19 protein-coding genes are annotated in these 18,991 nt (G+C 30.8%); 17 read left to right on the plus strand and 2 right to left on the minus strand.

Translation table 11 applies throughout. The features are described from left to right. The first annotated feature begins 47 nt into the window (after positions 1-47). The 4 genes from ACEQT4_RS06615 to ACEQT4_RS06630 are packed head-to-tail and all read left to right on the plus strand — an operon-like array spanning position 48 to position 3,980. The gene (locus ACEQT4_RS06615) at positions 48-875 is read left to right on the plus strand and encodes a prephenate dehydratase (protein WP_370226648.1); all 828 of its coding nucleotides are present in this window, start codon (positions 48-50) and stop codon (positions 873-875) included. Continuing rightward, positions 872-2,014 carry a pyridoxal phosphate-dependent aminotransferase gene (locus tag ACEQT4_RS06620; protein ID WP_370226711.1) on the plus strand — a complete coding sequence of 381 codons (1,143 nt, stop codon included), beginning with the start codon at positions 872-874 and terminating at the stop codon, positions 2,012-2,014. Before ACEQT4_RS06615 ends, ACEQT4_RS06620 begins: the two co-directional genes overlap by 4 nt. Further along, positions 2,014-2,865 carry a prephenate dehydrogenase gene (locus ACEQT4_RS06625; RefSeq protein ID WP_370226649.1) on the plus strand — a complete coding sequence of 284 codons (852 nt, stop codon included), beginning with the start codon at positions 2,014-2,016 and terminating at the stop codon, positions 2,863-2,865. The genes ACEQT4_RS06620 and ACEQT4_RS06625 overlap by 1 nt, the downstream gene beginning before the upstream one ends. A gap of 32 nt (positions 2,866-2,897) precedes the next feature. After that, on the plus strand, positions 2,898-3,980 hold the full coding sequence (locus tag ACEQT4_RS06630) for a chorismate mutase (protein WP_370226651.1): 1,083 nt from the start codon (positions 2,898-2,900) through the stop codon (positions 3,978-3,980). Between the two features lie 59 nt (positions 3,981-4,039). On the opposite strand, the gene ACEQT4_RS06635 is transcribed toward ACEQT4_RS06630, so the two are convergent. Continuing rightward, positions 4,040-4,510: a hypothetical protein gene (locus ACEQT4_RS06635; RefSeq protein ID WP_370226652.1), complete on the minus strand. Its 471-nt coding sequence runs from the start codon at positions 4,508-4,510 to the stop codon at positions 4,040-4,042. Positions 4,511-4,610: 100 nt separating this feature from the next. Here ACEQT4_RS06635 and rsgA point away from each other — a divergent pair, with 100 nt between their 5' ends. The 9 genes from rsgA (at position 4,611) to rlmN (ending at position 14,248) form a co-directional block, all read left to right on the plus strand. Then, positions 4,611-5,561 carry a ribosome small subunit-dependent GTPase A gene (gene rsgA / locus ACEQT4_RS06640; protein WP_370226653.1) on the plus strand — a complete coding sequence of 317 codons (951 nt, stop codon included), beginning with the start codon at positions 4,611-4,613 and terminating at the stop codon, positions 5,559-5,561. Between the two features lies 1 nt (position 5,562). Further along, positions 5,563-6,015 carry a D-aminoacyl-tRNA deacylase gene (gene dtd, locus ACEQT4_RS06645; RefSeq protein ID WP_370226654.1) on the plus strand — a complete coding sequence of 151 codons (453 nt, stop codon included), beginning with the start codon at positions 5,563-5,565 and terminating at the stop codon, positions 6,013-6,015. A 2-nt stretch (positions 6,016-6,017) separates the two neighbouring features. Continuing rightward, on the plus strand, positions 6,018-6,212 hold the full coding sequence (locus ACEQT4_RS06650) for a hypothetical protein (protein WP_027881085.1): 195 nt from the start codon (positions 6,018-6,020) through the stop codon (positions 6,210-6,212). An 84-nt stretch (positions 6,213-6,296) separates the two neighbouring features. Next, positions 6,297-8,171: a DUF3857 domain-containing protein gene (locus ACEQT4_RS06655; protein WP_372521213.1), complete on the plus strand. Its 1,875-nt coding sequence runs from the start codon at positions 6,297-6,299 to the stop codon at positions 8,169-8,171. Positions 8,172-8,174: 3 nt separating this feature from the next. Further along, the gene (locus ACEQT4_RS06660) at positions 8,175-10,145 is read left to right on the plus strand and encodes a DUF3857 domain-containing protein (RefSeq protein ID WP_370226656.1); all 1,971 of its coding nucleotides are present in this window, start codon (positions 8,175-8,177) and stop codon (positions 10,143-10,145) included. A gap of 108 nt (positions 10,146-10,253) precedes the next feature. Further along, complete coding sequence (locus ACEQT4_RS06665; protein WP_027881088.1) at positions 10,254-10,580, plus strand: nucleotide pyrophosphohydrolase; 327 nt, start codon at positions 10,254-10,256, stop codon at positions 10,578-10,580. A gap of 11 nt (positions 10,581-10,591) precedes the next feature. After that, positions 10,592-11,815 (plus strand): 3-phosphoshikimate 1-carboxyvinyltransferase, encoded by a 1,224-nt coding sequence (aroA, locus tag ACEQT4_RS06670; RefSeq protein ID WP_370226657.1) that lies wholly within the window; start codon positions 10,592-10,594, stop codon positions 11,813-11,815. Between the two features lie 103 nt (positions 11,816-11,918). Continuing rightward, on the plus strand, positions 11,919-12,968 hold the full coding sequence (gene queA, locus ACEQT4_RS06675) for a tRNA preQ1(34) S-adenosylmethionine ribosyltransferase-isomerase QueA (RefSeq protein WP_027881090.1): 1,050 nt from the start codon (positions 11,919-11,921) through the stop codon (positions 12,966-12,968). A gap of 236 nt (positions 12,969-13,204) precedes the next feature. Beyond that, the gene (gene rlmN / locus ACEQT4_RS06680; RefSeq protein ID WP_027881091.1) at positions 13,205-14,248 is read left to right on the plus strand and encodes a 23S rRNA (adenine(2503)-C(2))-methyltransferase RlmN; all 1,044 of its coding nucleotides are present in this window, start codon (positions 13,205-13,207) and stop codon (positions 14,246-14,248) included. Between the two features lie 53 nt (positions 14,249-14,301). Here rlmN and ACEQT4_RS06685 read toward each other — a convergent pair whose 3' ends face one another. Continuing rightward, positions 14,302-15,288, minus strand: coding sequence for a T9SS type A sorting domain-containing protein (locus tag ACEQT4_RS06685; RefSeq protein ID WP_370226658.1), 987 nt, complete (start codon positions 15,286-15,288; stop codon positions 14,302-14,304). Between the two features lie 148 nt (positions 15,289-15,436). Between ACEQT4_RS06685 and ACEQT4_RS06690 the strand changes: the two genes are divergently transcribed. The 4 genes from ACEQT4_RS06690 to ACEQT4_RS06705 all read left to right on the plus strand — a co-directional run bounded on the left by ACEQT4_RS06690 (position 15,437) and on the right by ACEQT4_RS06705 (position 18,861). After that, on the plus strand, positions 15,437-16,414 hold the full coding sequence (locus ACEQT4_RS06690) for a polyprenyl synthetase family protein (protein ID WP_027881093.1): 978 nt from the start codon (positions 15,437-15,439) through the stop codon (positions 16,412-16,414). A gap of 77 nt (positions 16,415-16,491) precedes the next feature. Next, on the plus strand, positions 16,492-17,052 hold the full coding sequence (locus tag ACEQT4_RS06695; RefSeq protein ID WP_370226660.1) for an RNA polymerase sigma factor: 561 nt from the start codon (positions 16,492-16,494) through the stop codon (positions 17,050-17,052). Next, positions 17,039-17,761 (plus strand): hypothetical protein, encoded by a 723-nt coding sequence (locus ACEQT4_RS06700; RefSeq protein ID WP_370226661.1) that lies wholly within the window; start codon positions 17,039-17,041, stop codon positions 17,759-17,761. Before ACEQT4_RS06695 ends, ACEQT4_RS06700 begins: the two co-directional genes overlap by 14 nt. 32 nt (positions 17,762-17,793) lie before the next feature. Then, entirely contained in the window at positions 17,794-18,861 is a 1,068-nt protein-coding gene (locus ACEQT4_RS06705; RefSeq protein WP_370226663.1) for a hypothetical protein, read from the plus strand. Positions 18,862-18,991 lie beyond the last annotated feature (130 nt).

Below are 18,991 nucleotides of genomic sequence, written 5' to 3' on the forward strand. Positions count from 1 at the left end.
ACATAAATTCAATACAAAGTCTCGATTTAATCGGGACTTTTTTTTTTATGACAAAAACAATAGCAATACAAGGTATAAAAGGCTCTTTTCATCATATAGTGTCGTTAAATTATTATGGTAACACACAACATGTAAAAGAGTGCTTAACGTTTGATGAAACTGTTGCGTCCTTATTTGATAATACCGCAGAGACAGCAATACTAGCTTTAGAAAACTCTATTGCTGGTTCTATTTTGCCAAATTATGCGTTAATAGATAATAACGATTTACACATTGTTGGCGAGCATTATTTGGATGTGCAACATCAATTAATGGCGTTACCAAACCAAACAATTGCAGATATAAAAGAAGTGCACAGTCATCCTATGGCGCTATTGCAATGCAAATCGTTTTTTAAAGATTATCCGCATATTAAACTAGTAGAAGATAAAGATACTGCAGATGTGGCAAGAAAAATTGAGACGCAGCAAATAAAAGGTGTTGCAGCAATAGCAAGTACTTTGGCAGCAAAGATTTTTAACTTAGACATTTTAGCCGAAAGTATTCAAACCATAAAACACAATCAAACCCGATTTGCTATTGTAAAAACGCAACCAATTAACAATCATAAAAATGAAATAAACAAAGCATCATTAAAATTTGAATTAGATCATAAAAGAGGAAGTTTAGCTTCAATTTTAAATGTGATGAGCGATTGTAAATTAAACCTTACCAAAATACAATCCTTACCAAAAATTGAAACACCTTGGAAATATTCGTTTTTTGTAGATGTTACTTTTGAAGTTTATGAAGATTTTGAAAAAGCAGCATCAATTATGGCAATAATGGCAACACATTTTAAAATTTTAGGGACTTACAAAAACGCAAAACTATAATGAAAGTTGCAGATCGATTACATAGCGTTCAAGAATACTACTTTTCTCGTAAGTTAAAAGAAGTCAATCAATTAATTAAAGACGGAAAGCCAATTATTAATTTAGGAATTGGAAGTCCAGATTTAGAGCCACCAAAACAAGTGGTTGATGTTTTGGTAGATAGTTTAGTACATCCTGTGGCGCACAAATACCAAAGTTATCAAGGGTTACCAGAATTAAGAACAGCAATTGCAGATTTTTATAACTCTGAATTTAATGTCGAAGTAAATCCTGATACCGAAGTTTTACCACTTATGGGAAGCAAGGAAGGTATTATGCATATTTCTTTAGCGTTTTTAAATGAAGGCGATGCAGTTTTAATTCCAAACCCTGGTTACCCAACTTATAGCTCGGTAACACAATTGGTACAAGCAACACCAATTCATTATAACTTAGATGAAACCAATAATTGGCTACCAAATTTTGAAGCTATCGAGCAGCAAGATTTAAGCAAAGTTAAATTAATGTGGACCAGTTATCCGCATATGCCAACTGGTGCAAAAGCGACAAAAGCCGATTTAGAAACATTAGTCGCATTTGCTAAAAAGCACAATATTTTATTAATAAATGACAATCCGTATAGCTTCATTTTAAATAATAATCCAATAAGTATTTTAGATGTTGAAGGAGCAAAAGATGTCGCTTTAGAGCTAAATTCGTTAAGCAAAACATTTAATATGGCAGGTTGGCGAGTTGGAATGGTTTTAGGAAAAGCAGAGCATATCAATGCGATTTTAAATGTGAAAAGTAATATGGATTCTGGTATGTTTTACGGAATCCAAAAAGGTGCGATAGAAGCTTTAAAATGCTCATCAGCTTGGTATAAAAGTTTAAATGAAATTTATAAAAGCAGACGCGAACTTGTTTGGAAATTAGCCGATAAATTAGATTGTACGTACGATAAAAATGCAACAGGATTATTTGTTTGGGCAAAGTTACCAGAAGGAAAAACATCTGAAGCATTTATAGATCAAATTTTATATAAAAACAGCGTGTTTATTACACCAGGAACCGTTTTTGGTTCTCAAGGCGAAGGTTATATACGTTTTTCGCTTTGCGCTAAAGAAGCACAAATTAAAGACGCAATTAGTAGATTATAATGAAACATATATACATCATAGGAACAGGTTTAATTGGCGGTAGCTTGGCATTAGATTTTAAAAATGCGTTACCAGATTGTATCATTTATGGTATTGATAAAAACGAAGCGCATTTAATAGAAGCGCAAGAATTAGGCGTTATTGATCAAAAAGCAACTTATGAAGATTTGCCAAATGCAGATTTGGTAGTGCTTGCAATTCCAGTAGATGTTGCGGTAAATGAGTTGCCAAAAGTACTGGATAAAGTGTCTGATTTTTCGGTAGTGATAGATGTTGGTTCTACAAAACAAGCTATTTGTAAAGCGGTAGATAATCACCCAAAACGTCGTAACTTTTTAGCAACACATCCAATTGCTGGTACCGAGTTTTCTGGTCCTAAAGCAGCTATTCAAAATTTATTTAAAAATAAAACAAATATCATTTGTGAAGTTGAAAAAACCGCATCAAAACTACAAGAACAAGTTTTAAATATGTTTTCAAAAATAGGTATGCGCATGCGTTACATGAATCCTGAATCGCATGATAAACATATAGCATACGTGTCGCATTTATCACACATTAGTTCGTTTATGTTAGGAAAAACTGTAATAGAAAAAGAAAAAAACGAACGCGATATTTTTGATATGGCAGGATCTGGTTTTGAAAGTACAGTTAGACTTGCAAAAAGTAGCCCAGAAATGTGGACGCCAATTTTTGAGCAGAACAAACAAAATGTCGTAGAGACTTTAGAAGAGTATATTCAAAATCTTTCAATGTTTAAACAAATGATTGTAGAAGACGATTTTCAGTCGGTTTACAAAGCAATGAAAGACACTAATTATATAAAACAAATTTTAAACGGAATACATTAATATAACCTGGTAGGTTAAATTCAGAAAAAGAAATGGAAAACAAGAAAGAATTAAGAACATGGTTGGACGATTTACAATTAGATCATCCTTTAGTAATTGCAGGACCATGTAGCGCAGAAACCGAAGAACAAGTTTTAAAAATCGCTCACGATTTAAAAGAAACAGACGTAAGCTATTACAGAGCAGGAATCTGGAAACCACGTACAAGACCAGGTAATTTTGAAGGTGTTGGTGCATTAGGTTTAAAATGGTTACAAAAAGTTAAGAAGGAAACAGGATTAAAAACAGCTACCGAAGTTGCCAATCGTGCACACGTAGAATTAGCGCTAGAGCATGATATTGATTTGTTATGGATAGGAGCAAGATCTACAGTTAGTCCATTTATAGTGCAAGAAATTGCAGATGCTTTAAAAGGAACAGATAAAGTAGTATTAGTTAAAAACCCTGTAAATCCAGACTTACCGTTATGGTTAGGTGCGATAGAGCGTTTAGCAAGTGCAGATATTAAAAAGTTAGGTGTAATACATAGAGGATTTTCAACGTATGAAAAAACAAAATACAGAAACAATCCAGAATGGCAATTGGCTATCGAGTTGCAAACCAAGTTTCCGGATTTACCGTTAATTAACGATCCGTCACATATTACTGGTAAACGCGATATGATTTTTGACGTATCACAAACCGCATTAGATTTAAACTTTGATGGATTAATGATAGAAACTCATTTTGATCCAGATAATGCGTGGAGTGATGCTGCACAACAAGTTACACCAAGTAGTTTAGTGCAAATTATGAAAGACTTACGCATTAGAAAAGAAACCGATCCTGAAGCAGAGTTTAATAGAGACTTAGCCAATTTAAGAGCTAAAATTGATGTTGTAGATAATCAAATTATCGAGCTTTTAGGAAAGCGTATGCAAGTAGCAGATGGTATTGGACAGCTTAAAAAAGAAAAAAACGTAGCAGTTTTACAAAGTAAGCGTTGGAATGAGATTTTAGGAAAAATGGTGCTTGAAGGCGAGCAAAAAGGATTAAGTGAAGAGTTTATTTTAAAGTTATTTAAAGCTATTCATCAAGAATCTATAAATCATCAAGAGAAAATTATTAAATCTTAAAAATTAAAAAAGCCTTTTTCATTAATTGAAAAAGGCTTTTTTTATGATGTTTTTTAAGATTATTTTACTCTTTTAAAAGTATATCTAGTAATAAAAATACCTTTACCGTCACCTTTTCCACCTTCACTTTCTACACCTGTGTTTACAAATGCTAATTCCCAACCTTCACTAATCATTGTGTTAATTTTAGAAGACATTACAGCGTCATTTGCAGCAATATTTTGAAATCTAATTCCGCCTAAATTATAAAAGTTTAAAAGTTTAGTTTCTTCGTAATTTTTAACTCTTATTTCGTCTCTTTTAGATTTGTTTTTTTCGTCTTTATCTTTGTCGTCACTTCTTAAAGTTGTAAATTCTTGATAGTCTTTGTCTTCTGTAGCCATTATCATTCTAGAACGACCAATACCGTTAGGAACAATAGATTCTACAGCAGTAACAACCTTGTATTCTACTTGAGCAGGTTTGTTAATAAAAGAGATTGATGTGAAAGCAATTGCAATGATTGCGATTAAGAATAAAGATTTTTTCATAATAATGTTAAATTGATTAATAGTTTGAAGCTAATATACATTAATTATTTACAATTAAAATTTATTGCATTAAAGGCTATTATTCATCATATTTGTACAGATGACAGGACGCGTTTATAAATCTACAGGAAGCTGGTACACAGTAAAGACCGAATTAGGTCAGACTTACGAGTGTAGAATAAAAGGTAAATTCCGTTTAAAAGGAATAAAAAGTACCAATCCAATTGCTGTTGGTGATTTTGTAGATTTTGAACTAGATGATAAAAATAACGAAGAAATAGGTGTTATTAATAAAATCCATGAACGCAAGAATTATATTGTAAGAAAATCGGTTAATCTGTCTAAACAAACACACATAATTGCTTCTAATATTGATCATGTATTTTTGTTAGTAACAATTGATAATCCTCCAACATTTACCAGTTTTATAGATCGTTTTTTGGTTACTGCAGAAGCTTATGATATTAAGGCTGTACTTTTGTTTAATAAGGTAGATACTTATGATCAAGATACACTAAATGAGGTAAGGTATTTGGCACATGTTTATAGACAAATAGGATACGAGTGCGTTGGCATTTCAGCAAAAACAGGAAAAAATATAGACAAGGTAAAAAGTATGATGTCTGGTAAAGTAAGTATGTTTACAGGTCATTCTGGTGTAGGAAAATCTACTTTAGTAAATGCTATAGAGCCATCTTTAGATTTAAAAACTAAAGAAATATCCATGCAGCATATGCAAGGACAACATACTACTACTTTTGCAGAAATGTTTGATTTAAGTTTTGATGCTAAAATCATAGACACTCCAGGGATTAAAGGTTTTGGAGTTGTAGATATGGAAAGAGAAGAAGTAGGTGATTATTTTCCTGAGTTTTTTGCCTTAAAACAAGACTGTAAATTTAATAATTGTCTACATTTAGAAGAGCCAAAATGTGCTGTAAAAAATGCTTTAGAAAATGATGAAATTGCAGCATCAAGATATAGAAGTTATGTTCAGATTTTAGAAGGAGAAGAAGAGCATTACCGAACTGATAATTGGGATAAAGAGTAAGATGAAAGTTGTATTACAACGTGTTAGTCAAGCAAGTGTTACTATAGATAACCAAACAGTAGCTAAAATAGAACAAGGTCTATTAGTTTTAGTAGGAATTGTAGAAGAAGATGCGCAAGAAGACATTAATTGGTTAGTTAATAAAATAATGAATTGCCGTATTTTTTCTGATGAAAACGGTGTAATGAACAAGTCTGTAAAAGATATTGATGGCGATGTAATAGTTGTAAGTCAATTTACGTTACACGCCAGTACAAAAAAAGGCAATAGACCAAGTTATATAAAAGCAGCAAAACCAGATGTTGCAATTCCGCTTTACGAAAGTTTTATAAAAACTTGCGAAGCAGAGTTACAAAAACCTATTCAAACAGGACAATTTGGTGCAGATATGAAAGTTGCTTTAGTAAATGATGGACCAGTAACCATCATTATAGATACAAAAAATAAAGAATAACCATGAAAAGAAAAATCTTAGAATTTATTGTAGCTTTTTTATTTAACGGTATTATCTTTTCGTTAATTCATTTAGTTATAGATAATGATTATACTTTAAATGAATTAGTTAAAATGGGCGTGTTTTTTGGTGTAGCAATGGGATTATTTCATATTTTAATTTTACCATACATAGTTAAAAGGAAAAACAGAAATTGATATAAGTTTTTTTGTTGAATTAATATTCATATATTAGTCGCAAATTAATCAATAATGCCCTTTTATAAAAACCTGAAGAGCGCTTTGCTCTTAATCCTTTTTTCAACAACTTTTTTTGCACAAAGTAACTTACAGTTTAGTTTATTTAATACTGCTTTAACAGATAATGCTAATGCAATTATTAGAGAAAATTCAGTAGAGATTACTATTGAATCGGTTGATGTTATTACTTATAAAAAACGTCGAATAGTAACGGTTTTAAACGAAGCAGGAAATAGACACGTAAATGCAGTAGCTTATTATGATGATGGTAAAGATGTCAAGAAGATAAAAGCGATTATATATGATCAATTAGGAAGAGAAATTAAAACTGTAAAAAAAAGAGACTTTTCAGATGTTAGTGTAGCAGATGGATTCTCTATTTTTAATGATAATCGTGCATTGCATTTAGATTATACACCAAGCAGTTATCCTTATACAGTAGACTTTACTGTCGAGACAATTAATACAAATACTGCTTTTATTCCGTCATGGTATCCTTTAGAGGCTTATAACGTAAGTACAGAGCTTTCTTCCTACAAAATAATAAATAACACACCTATAGAGGTAGTTGTAAAGGAATCTAATTTAAAAGAATATAAAGCTGAAAAGATTTCAGATTTTAATTATAAGATTGAAAACGCTTCAGCAGTTACAAGAGAAGCTTTTAGTCCTTCATTATCAAAAATAGTTCCTTCAGTCAAAGCAACTTTAAAAAACTTTAGCATGTTAGGCGTAGAAGGTGTTAATAACAATTGGCAAGACTTTGGGAAGTGGATGGATGATAAACTATTATCTGGCACACAAGAGCTACCAGAAGAAGTTAAAACAGAAATTACAGAGCTTACCAAAGACGCTTCTTCACCAATTGAAAAAGCCAAAATAGTCTATAACTACATGCAAAATAAAACAAGGTATATAAGCATACAAGTTGGTATTGGTGGCTGGAAACCAATGTTAGCAGAAGATGTAGATAGACTTGGGTATGGAGACTGTAAAGGTCTTTCTAACTACACAAAAGCATTACTAGATTACGTAGGTGTAACCTCTTATTATACTGTTGTTTATGGTGACTCAGATATACGAGATATCGATTCAGATTTTTCTTCATTACAAGGTAATCATGCTATTTTAAGTATACCTAATAATGACGATTATATTACTTTAGAATGTACAAGTCAAACAGCACCATTTGGTTATATAGCTAATTTTACAGACGATAGAGATGTGTTGATAATAACACCAGAAGGCGGTAAAATAATACATACAAAAAGTTATGCTCCTAAAGAAAATAAACAAACAACTTTAGCAAGTGTAAGTATTGATCAAACAGGAAGTATTAAAGCTAATGTTAGCATAAAATCTCAAGGAACACAATATAAAAAATATCAACGCTTAGATATACAAACAGAAAAAGAAAATATACTTTATTATAAAAATTATTTTGATAATATAAAGAATCTTAAAATAGAAAATATCAACCTAATCAATAACAAAGATCAGATTGTATTTGAAGAAAATTTAAAATTATCTGCAAAAAACTACACAACAAAAGCAGGAAACAGATTTTTGTTCTGCCCTAATATTTTTAATATAATGGCATACGTGCCACCAAGATATAAGACCAGAAGTTTACCTTTTGAAATAGACAGAGGTTTTTATGATGTTGATGAGTATGAAATATTACTACCAGAAAATGTAGTAGTAGAAGCTCTATTTGAACCAATAGAAATAAAAAATAAATTTGGGCTATATAAAGCTTCTATCCAATCAAAAGATGAAAAAACTTTAATATACACAAGAGAATTACTTATCAATAAAGGCGCATATACTAAAGAAGACTACAAAAACTACAGACAATTTAGACTAGATATAGCAAAATATGACAAATCAAAAATGGTCTTAAAAATAAATCAATAACCAATGGGAAGAATAATTATTATTTTACTGTTAATATCTACAGTAACAACAAAAGCACAAAATTTTAAATTCGGAAAAGTTAGTAAAGAAGAGGTTGAAGAAAAACAACATCCTTTAGAGCCAGAAGCAAATGCAGCAGTATTATATAAAAGTGAAGAGATTGCTTTTGATTTTAGTACAATAGAAGGCTTCGAGCAAACAAGAAAAGTACACGAAAGGATTAAAATTTATAATAAAGAAGGTTACGATTATGCAACTAAAAAGTTGAAACTATACAATGAAGATGCCTCAACAAGAGAGAGAGTTATAGGAATTAAAGGCTATACTTATGTTTTAAAAAATGGAAAAGTCGAAAAAATAAAACTTAGAAAAGAAAATATTTTTGAAAACGAAAACAATGAATTTTGGGCTACCAAATCTTTTACAATGCCAAGTATAGAAGAAGGATGCGTAATAGAGTTTGAATATATTCTTAAAACTCCATTTATGACTATAGATGACATTATTGTACAATATGATATTCCAATAAATAAAATAGAAAGTAGAATAGCAATACCAGAGTATTTTAACTACAATAAATACCCAAATCTTAAAGCAAAAATTCAACCAGAACTAACAGAAACAAAAAAAGTAAGAAGAGAGCAATTTGATGCAAAATCTCAAGGATTAGAGTTTGATGAAAACATCATCAATATCAATATGGATAATGTAGCTTCGTTAAAAGATGAACCGTATGTTGATAATTTAGATAATTATAGAGGTAAATTAGCATTAGAGTATGCTTTTTATAGAGCTCCAAACGGAAAAGTTACATCATATTCTACCACTTGGGACAAAATCACAAAAAACATAAATAAAAGCGAAAGCTTTGGAGAGCAAATAGAAAAATCAAGTTACTACGAAGAAGATTTAGCAAAAGTACTTAAAGAAACTAATAGTGATGACGAAAAGATTCTTGCAATATTCGACTTAGTAAAATCCAAGGTAAAATGGAATGACTTTATAGGATATAAAACCAATGACGGTGTAAAAAAAGCTTACAAAGAAGGAGTAGGTAATGTTGCAGAGATAAACCTTATTTTAGTATCAATGCTTAAAAAAGCAGGAATAAAAGCAAATCCTGTATTAATAAGTACAAGAGATAATGGTGTGCCTCTTTTTCCAACAAGAAGTGGATTTAACTATGTAGTCTGTGCAGTAGAAAAAGAACAAGGTTTAATCTATTTAGACGCTACACAAAAAAACGCAAACATAAATATTCTTCCTACAAGAGCTATTAATTGGTTAGGTAGAATTGTAAGAGAAGACAATACTTCAGATTGGGTACGATTGTCTCCAAAAAAAACATCTAAAGAAATAATTTCATTAAACTTAGATTTAAATGAAGATTTAACCGAAACAGGTAAACTTAGAAAAAGACTAACCGATTATTATGCTTTTAATTATAGGGATGATAATAGAGGTAAAGCAAAAGAATCTATAATTCAAGACATAGAAAATGATAATTCAGGGTTAATAATTAATGAGATTAATCATAAAGATTTAGATAATACATACAAGCCAATAACCTATGATTACGATTTTACATACGAAGGTGCAGCAGAAGAAATTGCTGGTATGATCTATTTGTCTCCTTTAGCATTTTTAATCTCAGAAGAAAATCCATTTGTACAAGAACAAAGAAATTATCCTATAGATTTTGTAGCACCATTATCAAGTAAATATATCGTAAATATTAACCTACCAGAAGGCTATGTGGTAGATGCTTTACCAGAAAGCGCATCAGTTAAGTTTAATGCTAATGCAGCTAGCTTTACCTATATAGCAAAACAGGTAGGTAATAAAATTCAGATTATGGTAGATACAGAGATAAATCAAACTTTAATTACTCCAGATCAATATCTTGATTTTAAAAAATTCTATCAGTTTTTAAAAGACAAAGAGTCAGAAAAAATTGTTCTTAAAAAAGCTTAAACAAAAATTTAATCAAACATTCTAATCATATTTTAAAAGTATTATAGCTTTTGAAAATACAATAATTATCTTTGAAGTGTTTAATCAACATTTCAAAGGTAATTAGTAATGAATATCAAAAACGCACAGCAAGAAGTAGATAATTGGATTAAAAATCATGGAGTAAGATATTTTAACGAGCTTACTAATATGGCGCAACTTACAGAAGAAGTAGGTGAAGTTGCACGTATTATTGCAAGACGTTATGGAGAGCAAAGCGAAAAAGAAAGCGATAAAAATAAAGATTTAGGTGAAGAGTTAGCAGACGTTATGTTTGTAGTTTTATGTTTAGCAAATCAAACAGGAGTAGACTTACAAGATGCTTTTGATAAAAAGTTAGACTTAAAAACAAAACGCGATCACGACAGACACCATAACAATCAAAAATTAAAGTAAATCATAGATAGATGAATTTACAACTCCATAAATCTACCATATCAAGCAACAAAAAAATAGCTATAACAGGATCAAAAAGTGAGTCAAACAGACTGTTGCTTTTACAAGCGTTATATCCAAGTATTAATATTGCAAACCTGTCAAATTCAGACGATAGTCAATTAATGCAAAAGGCATTAAAATCATCAGATAGAATTATAGATATACATCACGCTGGTACAGCAATGCGTTTTTTAACAGCATTCTATTCTACTCAAAAAAATAGAGAAGTAGAATTAACTGGATCTAAACGGATGAAAGAGCGACCAATAGCCATATTAGTTGATGCTTTAAGACAAATTGGTGCAGATATTTCATATAAAGAAAACGAAGGTTTTCCTCCATTGATCATAAAAGGAAAACAACTAACAGGTCATGAAGTTATTTTAAAAGCCAATGTTAGTAGTCAATATATTTCGGCATTATTGTTAATTGCTCCTAAATTAGAAAACGGACTAAAGTTAACTTTAGAAGGTACAATAACATCTATTCCATATATTAAAATGACGCTTAATTTATTATCACAAATAGGCGTAGAATCTTCTTTTAAAGATAATGTAATTACAGTAAAACTATTACTAAATATAAAAGAAAACAAAAATTTGGTAGTAGAGTCCGATTGGTCTTCTGCATCTTATTTTTATAGTATTATAGCACTTTCAGATATAGGTGCTAATGTTACTATTTCATCTTATAAAAAGGAAAGTTTGCAAGGCGATTCTGTTTTAGCACAGATTTATAAAACATTTGGAGTTTCGACTGAATTTAATAATAACTCCGTAACAATTTCAAAAACTTCCGAAGCAAAATCAATTAAAGAGTTAAACTTACAAGAAGCACCAGATATAGCTCAAACTATTGCAGTAACAGCATTTGGCTTAGGCTTGTCTTGTCATTTAACAGGTTTGCACACTTTAAAAATAAAGGAAACAGATAGATTAATTGCTTTAAAAACCGAAATAGAAAAACTTGGAGGTAATGTGTCTATAACTAATGATAGCTTAACTCTAGAAGCGTCAAATTCAATTTTAAATAATATCGAAATAGATACCTATAATGACCACAGAATGGCTATGGCATTTGCACCATTGGCATTAAAAACAGATATTATAATTAAAGATTATAAAGTCGTTTCTAAGTCATATCCAACATTTTGGGAAGATTTAAAAACTTTAGGTTTTAATTTAGCTCTGTAAACCCTTGTTATTGCTAGGTTGTAAATAATAATTGCTCATTTACTTGACAACGCCTAGTTTCAGATTGTATATTTGCAACTTGTAAATAAAATAAAGCAATTAGATGAAATTATCACATTTTAACTTTGACTTACCAGAAGAACTTTTAGCAGAATATCCAGCAGAAAATAGAGACGAGTCTCGTTTAATGGTATTGCACAGAGATACTCAAAAAATCGAACACAGAATGTTTAAAGACTTGATCGATTATTTTGATGAAAAAGACGTGATGATTCTTAATAATACCAAAGTGTTTCCTGCACGTTTATTTGGTAACAAAGAAAAAACAGGAGCACGTATAGAAGTATTTTTATTAAGAGAATTAAACGAAGAACAACGTCTTTGGGATGTATTAGTAGATCCAGCGCGTAAGATTCGTATTGGTAATAAATTGTATTTTGGAGAAGACGAGTCTTTGGTTGCAGAGGTAATAGATAACACAACATCTCGTGGTCGTACACTACGTTTTCTTTACGATGGATCTTACCAAGAGTTTCGTAGAAAATTAAATGAGTTAGGAGAAACACCATTACCAAAATATATTAAAAGAGAAGTAGAGCCAGAAGATGAAGAGCGTTACCAGACCATTTTTGCAAAAGAAGAAGGCGCAGTAGCAGCACCAACAGCAGGATTACACTTTTCAAAACACTTATTAAAGCGTTTAGAAATTAAAGGTGTAGACTTTGCAGAAGTAACATTACACGTTGGTTTAGGTACATTTAACCCAGTAGAGGTAGAAGATCTTTCTAAACATAAAATGGATAGCGAAGAGCTAAAAATAGGACCAGAAGCAGTAAAAATAATCAATAACGCAAAAGCCGAAAAACGTCGTGTATGCGCAGTTGGTACTACAGCAATGCGTGCTATAGAAAGCTCGGTATCTTCAAGCGGTACGTTAAACGAGATTGAAGGTTGGACAAATAAATTTATTTTCCCACCATACGATTTTAGTATTGCTAATTCAATGATTACAAACTTCCATACACCAAAATCAACATTATTAATGATGATTTCTGCATTTGCAGGACACGATTTTGTTAAGCATGCTTACGAAGAAGCTGTTAAAGAAAAATACAAGTTTTACAGTTATGGTGATGCCATGTTAATTCTATAAAAGAAAAATAAATATAAATTAACCTCTTTTTATGTCAATAAGAAGAGGTTTTTTTATGGCATTACCCAAAAGGGTCGCGTTTTCGGCAGTCGCTTTTTTGTGTTGCATATACGCAACAACACAAAAAGAGCTTCAACAAAGCCTTAACCGCTAATGCGCCAGCCAAAGACTATTACATTAAATAAGTCAATCACTTACACAAAGGATAAATCATAATTTGTAGCTTTGCAAAATCTATGGAAATAAAGAAAAAAGACATACGTGCATTAACCAAAGACCAATTAAGAGATTTTTTTGTGTCTCAAGGTGACAAAGCCTTTAGAGGTAATCAAGTATATGAATGGTTATGGAGTAAAAGCGTTCATACTTTTGAAGATATGACCAATATCTCAAAAGAAACACGTCAAATGCTAGAAGATAATTTTGTAATTAATCATATACAAGTAGATACTTTACAGCGTAGTAGTGATGGTACAGTAAAAAATGCTGTAAAACTACATGATGGTTTGGTGGTCGAGTCGGTTTTAATACCAACCAGTACACGTACAACAGCATGTGTTTCTAGTCAAGTTGGTTGTAGTTTGGATTGTAAGTTTTGCGCCACAGCACGTTTAAAACGTATGCGTAATCTTAATCCAGACGAAATTTATGATCAAGTAGTAGCTATAGATAGAGAAAGTAGATTATACCATGATAGACCTTTAAGTAATATCGTTTTTATGGGTATGGGAGAACCATTAATGAATTATAACAACGTATTAAAGGCAATAGATAAAATAACCTCTCCAGAAGGTTTAGGGATGTCTCCAAAACGTATTGTAGTTTCTACATCAGGTGTGCCAAAGATGATTAAAAAAATGGCAGACGATGAGGTTAAATTTAAATTAGCAGTGTCATTACACTCTGCAATAGATGAGGTAAGAACATCAATAATGCCATTTAACGCAACATTTCCTTTATCAGATTTAAGAGAAGCTTTAGAATATTGGTATGCTAAAACAAAAAATAGAATAACCTACGAATATGTAGTCTGGAAAGGTATAAACGATAAACGTAAAGATGTAGATGCATTAGTTAAGTTTTGCAAATTTGCACCAAGTAAAGTTAATTTAATCGAATATAATCCAATTGATGATGGCGAGTTTCAGCAAGCAAACACAGAAGCGATTGATATGTATCAAAATATATTAGAAGCTAATAATATAACGGTAACAGTTAGGCGAAGTAGAGGTAAAGATATTGATGCCGCTTGTGGTCAATTAGCCAATAAGAGTAAATAAAAAAAGCGATTTCAATTATTTTGAAATCGCTTTTTAAATATTAATAAGTGTAATTATTCTTTTATAACTTTAAAAGTTTCTTTCCTTTCTTCAGCGGTAATAGTCATAAAATAAATACCGTTATTAAACTCTTTTACATTTATGGAGTTGTCTATTATTTGATCATTATTTAATGATAATACTTTTTGTCCTAATTGATTAAATATTTCAACAGAATTTATAGTTACTTCTGTTTTAATTTTTATAAAGTCTGATGTTGGATTAGGATAAATACTAAATGGTTTAATGTTAAATTCATCTGTAGATAAAGGATCAGCTTCGGTTGTAAAAGTGTAATCAACACTAGTTACTGTTCCTAAACAATTAGTAGAAGTAATATTCCATGTATAGGTCGTGCCATAAGCCCAAGAACCATAAGTTATGTTAACAGGACTTGTAACTCCAGTAACAGTTCCTACAGTTAATAGATTTAAGTCGTACGTAGTAGCAGCGCCATTATCTGTCCATGCAAAACCGTTTATAACAGGGTTTGCTGGATCTGTCATATCAATTGGTACATCGATAGCCCCATTAGCAGGATAAGTAATATTTGCAGCATCAGGCATCATTGTAGCGGTGCAGGTACAAGAAGGACTTGTACATTGTATTGTAGTTACTGTTGCGTCAAAAGCTTGGGTTTGACAAGCTGCATTTAAATGCCAATGAATTATGACATCTGTTGTAGTAGCAGTAAACGATACAGAAGAAGCACCATGTGCTAATACTGTACCTCCTACAACAGGATTTTGCCAGTCGATTTCTGCAACAGTAATATATATGCTAGTAGTATTTGTTCCTGTAACAGTATAGGTGTTACCTATAATTAAGCCTTCAATAGCAGAATATTCTGCGTTTGGCCAATTATCTGCAGCAATTTGTTCTGCTGTACCATCATTGACCATAACCAAGTTTCCATAATTTTCACCTGTAATAGTGGTGCATTGGCTATAAGCACCAATCGAAAAAATAATGGATAATAAAAGTAAAGTAAAATTTCTCATAAGCTAATTAGTTGTTGATTAATAAATTAACTTAAAGTTAAACAAAAAAATCTATTAAATAGCACGACTACAAAAAATTACAAAATATTAATAATATTGTGTCTTACTTTATTCGTATTTTTGAAATTCATAAAATAAGCACTGTTTTTTGAAAATAACCGAACAAATAAAACAACCTATAGCGTTTGAAATGGATCTTTTCGAACAAAAATTTAGGTTGTCAATGTCTTCTAAAGTCGCATTACTTAATCGTATTACCTACTACATTGTAAATCGAAAAGGAAAACAAATGCGACCAATGTTTGTGTTTTTAGTTGCAAAAATGGTAGCAAACGGAGAGGTTAGCGAACGTACCTATCGTGGTGCATCTGTTATAGAACTAATCCATACAGCAACTTTAGTACACGATGATGTTGTTGATGATAGTAACAAACGTCGTGGTTTTTTCTCGATCAATGCACTTTGGAAAAACAAAATAGCAGTTTTAATAGGAGACTTTTTATTATCAAAAGGGTTATTACTTTCTATAGATAATAACGATTTTGATTTGCTTAAAATAATTTCGGTTGCCGTAAGAGAAATGAGTGAAGGCGAATTACTTCAAATCGAAAAAGCCAGAAAATTAGATATTACCGAAGAAGTCTATTACGAAATCATCCGACAGAAAACAGCAACTTTAATTGCTGCTTGTTGTAGTTTAGGCGCAGCGTCTGTAAAACCTAATTCTGTTGAAGTAGAAACCATGCGTAAATTTGGAGAGTTAATAGGAATGGCTTTTCAAATAAAAGACGATTTGTTTGACTACGGTTCTAAAAGTATTGGTAAACCTATAGGTATAGATATTAAAGAGCAAAAAATGACCTTACCGCTTATTTATGTGCTTAATACTTGCTCTAAAAAAGATAAAAACTGGTTAATCAATTCAGTAAAAAATCATAACAAGGATAAAAAGAGAGTTAACCAGGTTATAGAATTTGTAAAAGAAAATGGCGGACTAGATTATGCTGTTTCTAAAATGAAATCTTTTCAAAAAGAAGCCCTAAACATCCTTGAAACTTTCCCAGAATCAGACTATAAAGCATCATTAAAACTGATGGTAAATTACGTGATAGAAAGAAAAAAATAATTTTTTTTCAACTTCAGGCAACCTTTTTCACAGTTTTTGCGTCTTTATAAATACAACGTCCAACTAAACACGTTTTTGTGAAAGTAGTAACACTTTTTAATAACGAAGCAAAGCTGATAAAAAAAGCAATTCAGCATAACAGAAAAGCGCAGCATACGCTATACGAGATGCATGCGCCAAAAATGTTAAGCGTTTGTCGTTATTATATAAAAGACCTTCAAAAAGCAGAAGAAGTCATGTTAAACGGTTTTTTAAAAGTGTTTAATAATCTTAAACAATTTAAAAGCGAAGGAAGTTTTGAAGGATGGATAAGACGCATTATGATAAGAGAAAGTATCTCTTTCTTACGTCAAGACAAGCAACTATTTTTTACAGAAGATACGCATCCTTATACCGAGATAGAAGATAGTACATCACAACAATATGATGTGGCACATTTGCAAAAAATGATTGATAATTTACCTGATGGCTATAAAATGGTTTTTGTTATGTATGCAATAGAAGGTTATAAACACTCAGAAATTGCAAAAGAATTAAACATTTCAGAAGGTACATCAAAATCACAATTGTATAAAGCACGACAATTATTACAAACCCAAATTAATAACCAAAATACCAAAGAGTATGGCTCCAAATAAATTTGAAAAGAAAGCTAAAGACGTTTTAGAACGCCGTACCATAGCGCCAAGCAAAGACGCTTGGGCACAGTTAAATAATAAACTAGAGCAGTCTGATAAAAAAAGAAAATTATCTGTTTGGTGGTTAGGTGTAGCTGCAACTTTAGTAGGTGTAATGTTAGCAATTACTTTGTTTAACAAAGAAGAAGTATTGCCAGAAAACACTATTGTTAATCAAGAAAAAAACCAACAAAACAAAGAAAAGCCTACAATTACAAAAAATAAAATTGAAGATAAAATTGAAGAAAATTTAGAAAATAAACCATTAGTAAATGTTAATGAAGAAAGCGAAAACTCTAAATTAAAAACAGAAGCACCTAAAACATTAATAACTAATAAAAAGAAAAAACCAGAGCAACATTTAGCAACGGTTAACCATAAAAATAAAGAAGAAAATAACAATCAATTAATTAATCAAATATCAGAAAATATAGTTGCAGAAGTATCTAAAGAACAAATAAATTTAGACGAAGCTAACCAGCTTTTAGAAAATGCAATGAATCAATTTTCTGTAGATGATTATAAAAACGTAACAGAAAAAATAAACGCTAACGATCTATTGGAAGAAGTAGAGATGACTTCAGAAAAGTCATTAAAACACAGACTGTTTCATGTCGTAAAATCAGGCTATGAAACCGTAAAAAGCACAGTAGTAAGTAGCGATAATTAATATTTCATCTAACAAAATTAACACGAACAATTATGCAAAACATTATTAAACACTTAACGCTATTAATTTCAATTTTTGTAGTTAGTCAACTGCAAGCACAAGACACATTAACAGTTGCAAAACAAGACGTTTCTAAAATGATCGAAGATTATAAAGAACGTATTAAAAAAGCCGAACTTGAAACTTTAAAAGAAGAAGTAGATAATATTAATGACCGTTTAGATAGAGAAGATATTACTTTTGAAGAAGCAGAAAAGCTTAAAAAAGAAGCTGCGGAAAAACATGCTAAAAACATAGAGAATCGTTACATTATTTTAGAAAATAAGTTCGAATTAATGGAGCGCAATAACGATCTGCCAAATCCAGATAAAAAGTCAACAGTGTTTTCTATCAATATAGGAGATGGACAAAAAGAAATAGTAGAAGTTAAAGCAAAAAAAACTCCACCAAAATATGATATAAGAACTGGTAATCAATTGCTTTTTGCAATGGGTTTTAATAACGCAATTATAGATGGTGTTTCTTTAGATGATTCTCCATACAAATTAGGAGGATCTGGGTTTGTAGAACTTGGTTGGTTATGGAATACACGAGTTTTTAAAGAATCAAACTTTTTAAGATTTAAATACGGGTTATCTTTTCAGTGGAATAAATTTGATATAAAAGACAATTTGTATTTTGAAAAAGGAACAGAAGAAACAACTCTGCAGGTTTTTCCTAACGACCTTAAAAAAGCAAAGTTTAGAACTACAAATCTTGTAATACCTGTGTATTTTGAGTTTGGACCATCAACTAAAAAAGAATATAAAGATCGTATTAGATATTTTACAGATGATCATTTTAAAGTAGGTATAGGTGGTTATGGTGGTGTCAATTTAGGGACACAACAAAAGTTAGTTTACGAAGATGAATTTGGTGATCGTGTAAAACAGAAAATAAAAACAAGCTACAATACTAATACTTTTGTTTATGGTTTAGCGGCTTATATAGGTTATGGAGATTTAAGTTTATATGCTAAATATGACTTGTCTACAATTTTTAAAGACACAACAGTAGATCAAAATAATATTTCATTAGGTATTAGAGTAGATTTGGATTAAGTCTAATAAGTTAGTATTAAAGCCTCTTAAATTTTAAGAGGCTTTTTTTGTTTAGATTGTTTTGTTATTAAAAGAAGAAGTAAAATATTATTACTTTTACAATCTAAATAAGCATTAAAAAACACACATC

The sequence above is a fragment of the Mesoflavibacter sp. genome (assembly GCF_964226795.1).
Taxonomy (GTDB): domain Bacteria; phylum Bacteroidota; class Bacteroidia; order Flavobacteriales; family Flavobacteriaceae; genus Mesoflavibacter; species Mesoflavibacter zeaxanthinifaciens.

Excerpts from the sequence above, each read along its gene's own strand:
- ACEQT4_RS06705 (WP_370226663.1), top strand. The coding sequence starts at position 17,794 with ATGCAAAACATTATTAAACACTTAACGCTATTAATTTCAATTTTTGTA.
- ACEQT4_RS06700 (WP_370226661.1), top strand. The coding sequence starts at position 17,039 with ATGGCTCCAAATAAATTTGAAAAGAAAGCTAAAGACGTTTTAGAACGC.
- ACEQT4_RS06665 (WP_027881088.1), top strand. The coding sequence starts at position 10,254 with ATGAATATCAAAAACGCACAGCAAGAAGTAGATAATTGGATTAAAAAT.
- ACEQT4_RS06660 (WP_370226656.1), top strand. The coding sequence starts at position 8,175 with ATGGGAAGAATAATTATTATTTTACTGTTAATATCTACAGTAACAACA.
- ACEQT4_RS06630 (WP_370226651.1), top strand. The coding sequence starts at position 2,898 with ATGGAAAACAAGAAAGAATTAAGAACATGGTTGGACGATTTACAATTA.
- ACEQT4_RS06685 (WP_370226658.1), bottom strand. The coding sequence starts at position 15,288 with ATGAGAAATTTTACTTTACTTTTATTATCCATTATTTTTTCGATTGGT.
- rlmN (WP_027881091.1), top strand. The coding sequence starts at position 13,205 with ATGGAAATAAAGAAAAAAGACATACGTGCATTAACCAAAGACCAATTA.
- ACEQT4_RS06635 (WP_370226652.1), bottom strand. The coding sequence starts at position 4,510 with ATGAAAAAATCTTTATTCTTAATCGCAATCATTGCAATTGCTTTCACA.
- aroA (WP_370226657.1), top strand. The coding sequence starts at position 10,592 with ATGAATTTACAACTCCATAAATCTACCATATCAAGCAACAAAAAAATA.
- dtd (WP_370226654.1), top strand. The coding sequence starts at position 5,563 with ATGAAAGTTGTATTACAACGTGTTAGTCAAGCAAGTGTTACTATAGAT.
- ACEQT4_RS06615 (WP_370226648.1), top strand. The coding sequence starts at position 48 with ATGACAAAAACAATAGCAATACAAGGTATAAAAGGCTCTTTTCATCAT.
- ACEQT4_RS06625 (WP_370226649.1), top strand. The coding sequence starts at position 2,014 with ATGAAACATATATACATCATAGGAACAGGTTTAATTGGCGGTAGCTTG.
- queA (WP_027881090.1), top strand. The coding sequence starts at position 11,919 with ATGAAATTATCACATTTTAACTTTGACTTACCAGAAGAACTTTTAGCA.
- ACEQT4_RS06650 (WP_027881085.1), top strand. The coding sequence starts at position 6,018 with ATGAAAAGAAAAATCTTAGAATTTATTGTAGCTTTTTTATTTAACGGT.
- rsgA (WP_370226653.1), top strand. The coding sequence starts at position 4,611 with ATGACAGGACGCGTTTATAAATCTACAGGAAGCTGGTACACAGTAAAG.